General features: G+C 45.3%; 1 protein-coding gene. It reads left to right on the plus strand.

Annotated elements, in window-relative coordinates:
- The first annotated feature begins 117 nt into the window (after positions 1 to 117).
- Complete coding sequence (locus tag JGK39_RS32465; protein ID WP_293298880.1) at positions 118 to 4,566, plus strand: tetratricopeptide repeat protein; 4,449 nt, start codon at positions 118 to 120, stop codon at positions 4,564 to 4,566.
- Positions 4,567 to 4,956 lie beyond the last annotated feature (390 nt).

The raw sequence follows: 4,956 nt of genomic DNA on the forward strand, positions 1-4,956 counted from the left end.
GAAAAGACCGCACTCACGAATTGTTTCAAGTGGGATATTCTCTCTTTCTTCTCTGCGCCCTCTGCGCCCTCTGTGGTTAAAACAATCTAATTCACAAATCGGCGCATAATTGCCATAATGAAAATCGGATTTCTCGATACCTACACTTGGGATTACAACATTGAAACTCCTTACCGCGAACCTTTGGGCGGCACTCAGTCGGCTATTTGTTACTTGGCTGAGGCGCTGGCAGCCGAGGGTAATCAGGTATTTCTACTCAACAATACTTCGCAACCGGGGATCTCGCGCGGTGTTGATTGCCGGTTGCGGGTGGGGGACGGTGCTAATTTGGAATTACTGCGATCGCTCGATTTTTTAGTTGTAGTTAATATAGTCGGTAAAGCGCTGGAAATCAAGCCGCTTTTGGGGCATCAAACTAAGTTAATTTTGTGGATTCATAACGAACCGGGCTTTGTATTCCTCCAAGATTTCAATAACCCGCAAGAAATTAATGCTTGTGATGCTTTGGTTTTTGTCAGCGAGTGGCAGCGCGATCAATTTCACAGCCGTTTTGCGATTGATTTAAACCGCAGTTGTGTTTTAAGAAATGCGATCGCACCTTGTTTTGCTAATATTTTACCCGATAATATTTCCATCCGATCGCAAAAATCTCTACCGCCAATTCTAGCTTACACCAGCACTCCGTTTCGCGGCCTCGATATTTTATTAAAAGTTTTTCCCGAAATTCGTCAAACTGTCCCAGGAACTCGATTAAAAGTATTTTATAGCATGAAAGTACACCAAATAGACGATAATGATAACCAGCTTTTTTTTGGCGAACTTTACGAAGAGTGTCAGGGAATAGAAGGCGTCGAGTATGTCGGTTCTGTACCGCAACCCGAACTCGTCCGGCAACTGCGTTCAGTTGCGGTTTTAGCTTACCCGAATACCTATTCGGAAACGTCATCTATTGCGGTGATGGAGGCGATGGCCAGCGGTTGCCGGATTGTGACGACTGATTTGGCAGCTTTGCCGGAAACAACTGCCGGATTTGCGCGTCTTGTTTTCATGTCAGGGGTGGAAAATTTGGCATCGGTAACTGATTGGAAGCGTGGAGGCACACCGGATTGGGAGGGATATACAAGGCGGTTTTTAGATGCGACAGTCGGAGTTTTAAAAGAGTTTGCGGGTGCGGGCGGTGCAATTGCTGAAACTCATCTGAGACAGCAGGTAGAATATATTAATCGAGGCTGTACTTGGTCTGTGCGAGCCCGAGAGTGGGTAGAATGGTTGAATAGTATTAGTGTAAAACCTGTAAGAGTGGCAGAGCAAATGATCCAAGAGTTTTTGGTGGATTTAGAATCAGCTCAAACATATTTTGTCAAGGGAAATCGCCTGAAAGATACAGGAGATTTCGGTGGCGCGATCGAGAATTATCAGAAAGCTTTAGAGTGCAATCCCAAAGATGCGGAAGTTCATAAAAAGTTGGCGGAAGTTTATGTTTTGCAAGGAGAATTCGATCGCGCGATCGCCCAATGCAACGTCGCCATCAAATTCCAACCGAATTTTGCTCCAGCTTACCTGACAGCGGGCAATGCCCTGCACGGTCAAAACCAGCTAGAAATGGCAATTACAGCTTATTTGCAAGCTTTAAAACTTCAGCCGGATTTAGCAGAAGCCAGCGCGAATCTCGGCAGTATGTATTACAAGTTAGGGGAATTGGCACAGGCTGCAAATTATTACGAAAAAGCTCTTGCTATTAATCCCGGTTTGTGCTCGGTGAATTTGATGCTAGCCAGTGTTTTGCAGCAGCAAGGAAAGTTAGATGCGGCAATTGCTTGCTGTCAAAAAGTGCTGCAACTGCAACCGGGAAATGCTAGCGCTGTTGAGAAATTATCCAGTTTAACCGCACAAAAACAGCAAGAAACTACCGATCGCAAATTTCTCGAATTAGAAACAGAATCTGAAGAGCAACAACCAGTATCTGTCAATAAAGATGAAGGCTATGGATTGCAGCCTTCGAGTATCAATTTGCCGCCCGCCCCAACTCCTGAAAATTTAAATACTCCGTTTACCAACCCCGCCGAAGTTTCCGAACAAGTTACCTCGCTGAATGTTCCAGATATCGCACAAGTTGCCAATTTTCAAGAAGTAGAACAGTACAAAAAACTGGCAGAAAACTTTTTAGTTAAAGGTAAAATTCAAGAGGCGATCGCAGCGTGCCACCAAGCGATCAAAATTAGACCTGATTACACCCACGCTTACGTAACTTTAGGCAATGCTTTGCAAGCGGTGGGTAAAATGGAAGCTGCGATTCGATCGTATTCTCAAGCCTTAGAATTGCAGCCAAATTTTGCGGAAGTGCGCGCCAATATCGGCAGTATGTATTTCAAAATGGGTCGTTTGTCCGAGGCGATCGCCCATTACCAACAAGCCATCGCCCTGAGTCCCGATTTAGCGGGCGCTCACTGGAATTTAGGCAAAGTATATCACAAACACGGCAACATCGAAGCTGCGATCGCCTGTTTTCAGAGAACATCCGAACTCAACCCGCAGCTTGTCGGCGCCGACTTCCACTTTAACCTGGGAAACCGACTTTTCACTCAAGGCAAGCGCGACGAAGCCATCGAAAGCTACCAAAAGGCGATCGCCATTAAACCGGATTGGGCAGAAGCCTACGGTAACATTGCCAGCGCGCGATCGCAGCAAGGAAATCTCGATGCCGCCATCGTCGCTTACCAGCAAGCCGTAGCTTTAAAGCCGGAATTAGAAGTGCTGCACTTCAATTTAGCCAATTCTTTCATGCAGCAATACAACTACGAAGCAGCCATTACTAACTACCAAAATACTCTAAAAATTAAGCCAGATTGGCCGGAAGTTCACGCTAACATCGGCAGTTGTTTGTCCATGCAGGGGCGGCTGGAAGAAGCTTTAGCCAGCTATCAGCAAGCTTTGGTCTTAAAACCGGATTGGGCAGAGGTTTACTGCCGCATGGGACATATTCTCAAACAAGATCACCCCTTAGAGGCGATCGCAAATTTTGAAAAGGCGATCGAATGCAACCCCAAATACAGCGAAGCCCACCAACAACTGTGCGACTTGCTAAGCCACTCCACCAACCTCGCCAGAGCCCGCAGCGTCGCCGACAAATACTGCGAATTTTGCGGCGAAAATGCCCCAGTCATGTCAGCCACAGCCTACGTCTTTTCCTACCTGCAATCAGGAGTCAGCAAACAGGCAATTGAGAAACTCGAAGAAATCGAAAAACTCTGCTACGAAAAAGTCGAAACCTTTAGCGTCATCGAACTCAAACTGCTTTACGAAATTTTCCTATTTGCAGTTTCCCACCTCCGAGACAACCGCGAAAAAAATGCCAGTTTCTACCGACTAATTGCCAAAGAATACTATCAAAAAGCCGTCCCGCAGCGGCAGCAAAGCAACAGAATCAAATCCGCAAATTATTTAACCAAACAACAGCCCTTAAAAATCGGCTTCCTTTCCAAACACTTCCGCCGCCACTCAGTAGGTTGGTGCAGCGAAGCCTTAATCCGCGAATTAAGCCGAATTACACCCCACGTTCACCTTTACGTAACAGGTAAACTCAACCGAGACGAAGTTACACAGAGGTTTGAAGAAATGGCCGGCAAGTTTTACTGGCCGAAAAAATATCCCAACGGCTTTGCTGACGGCGGCGAAATCTTCGCCGAAGTAGTCCAAGACGACTTGGATGTATTAATAGACTTAGACTCCATGACAGTACCGACAAATGTCGAAGTTCTGCACTCATATCCGGCGGGGATTTGCGTTTCTTGGTTGGGATTCGACGCGCCCTACATTTCGGACAATCACTACTTTCTGTGCGACGAACACACTCACCCCCCAGGCGTCGAAAAAAATTACTTAGAACAGTTAGTGAGATTGCCTAGTTGTTCCGTAGCAATTGGCGAACTGCAAAGCATTCCTGTGAATAGAGAGGCGATTAGAAATGCCCTCGGAATTGGCTTGGAACAAATGGCTTATCTCTGTGTCGCGCCTGGGAGAAAAACTAATCCTGAAATGGTGCAAGCTCAAGTTAGAATACTTAAGCAAGTACCAGATAGTATGTTGATTCGCAAAGGTCAAGGCGATCCGGATATAATTCACAGCACTTACCGCGAAGAATGCGATATTCAGGGAGTAGATTTTGAACGAATTAAGTTTATCGGACAAACGAGAAGTGAAGAAGAACATCGCGCTATTTATTATGTAGCCGACGTGTTGTTAGATTCCTATCCTTACAACGGCGGTACTCACAATTTAGAGGCTTTGTGGGCAAATTTACCAGTAGTAACTAGATCCGGCGACCAATATCTTTCACGGATGGGTTATGCTTTTCTCAAAAGTGCAAATGTTGATGTGGGTGCAGCTTGGACTTGGGAAGAATACACCCAGTGGGGAGTTAAGTTTGGGCGCGATGCTGGTTTCAGAAATGCGGTGAAAGAGCATTTAATTAAGTCTAAGCATCCTGAAAATCTTGCGCCTTTGTGGAATCCTAAACAGTTAGCCCAAGATATGTATGAGGTGTTTCAAAAACTGTTGGCTAAATAGGTGGTGAATTTGGTTGGTAGTGAGGACTTTAGTCCTTCAAAAATCAGTTGTGAACTTCTTTCTCTCTTCTCTTCCTCTGTGCCCTCTGCGCCCTCTGCGGTAAAAAAAAAGAGATATCAGGTACAGAAACGCGATTTCTGGATATTTGTACGCAACTCCCGGTAAAGTTTTGTAACAAAATCTGTGAAAATGCGTAAAAATTCCGCGCCGAACCCGATATATAAATGCTGATTCATAGTATCGCGATCGCCCTAACCTTATGCCGGTTGGCGCGATCGTTTTTTTGGTAAGCTAATGACTAATGACTAATGACTAATGACTAATGACTAATGACTAATGACTAATGACTAATGACTAATGACTAATGACTAATGACTAATGACTAATGAC

It is taken from the genome of Microcoleus sp. PH2017_12_PCY_D_A, from assembly GCF_020738565.1.
Taxonomy (GTDB): domain Bacteria; phylum Cyanobacteriota; class Cyanobacteriia; order Cyanobacteriales; family Microcoleaceae; genus Microcoleus.